The 1,052-nt window shown below is 35.7% G+C and carries 1 protein-coding gene; it reads right to left on the bottom strand.

Translation table 11 applies throughout. The features are described 5' to 3' along the window. A partial coding sequence (locus tag EM932_RS20695; RefSeq protein WP_135879107.1) for an IS110 family RNA-guided transposase occupies positions 1-1,052 on the bottom strand: 1,052 nt, incomplete at its 5' end.

Genomic DNA, 1,052 nt, shown 5'->3' with positions numbered 1-1,052 from the left:
TTATAAGTTACAAGAATATTTTTGTTGGTGCTTCCATACGAATCTCACCCTGTTCATTAACTTTTTGGCAATTCTAATAATTGCCCTGTTCCCTTTCATTGTTTTGCATAAATTGATGTAATTTAGGCCTAATCGAGGATCAACTTTCACGGCTCTCCACGCACATTGTATGAGTATTGGTCTTAAAAATGCGTTGTGCCTTTTGGTAATCCTGCCTATTCTCTCTGTTTCTCCAGAAGCGTATAGATTGGGGATTAGCCCCGCAAAACTATGCAATTGGTCTTGTGTTTTAAAACGTGTTATCTCTGCAATTTCGGTGGCTAGGGTAATAGCTCCTAAAAGTCCTATTCCAGGAATGCTTTGTAATAACGTGATTATAGGCTTATAAATTCCATTAGCCAATTGAACAATTTGCTTTTCCAACACTTTTTTCTGATGCTCTATCTGTTGCATTTCTTCCAATAAGGCTTCGATCAGCACTTGTGCTGATCCAGTAAACAATTCTGTGGTCAACCAAAAACGAAAGGCCTTGCTCCAATAAGGTTTATCAAGTTCTTTAGGGATTTTTATCCCAAAATAATTCAAATGGGATTTGATCCTACATTTACACCGCTTAATATCGGATAAAAGTTTTTGCCTTGTACGAACTAGAAGTCGATCTTCCAAGATTTGCTGATTAGGAACATAAATCCCTTTTAATGTTTTGTTTCTTAGACCTCTAGCAATCTTACGGGCATCTCGCTTATCACTTTTTTGTTTTTTTTCTTTATTTGTGGTGGGAATATCTGATGGGTTAACCACTAGATTTACAACCCCTAGTCTTTCTAGTTCATGTGCTATCCAAAATCCACAAAAACCTGCTTCATATGCACTGTAATAATTTCCTTTTGGGAAATTTCTATTAAGGTAGTTCATCAAAACTAAAGGTTCTGGTGGTTGTGAAAACACTTTATGTTCATAGTAATCTGTCAAAATACAAACACCCCAACTTTTCTTATGTACATCTATGCCCACGTAAATACTCTCATTAGAATAATCTACTTTTTTTGTAA

It is taken from the genome of Flavivirga rizhaonensis (assembly GCF_004791695.1).
Classification (GTDB): Bacteria; Bacteroidota; Bacteroidia; order Flavobacteriales; family Flavobacteriaceae; genus Flavivirga; species Flavivirga rizhaonensis.
Note: the sequence above shows the minus strand (reverse complement) of the source record. Positions and strands in the feature narration are given on the sequence as shown.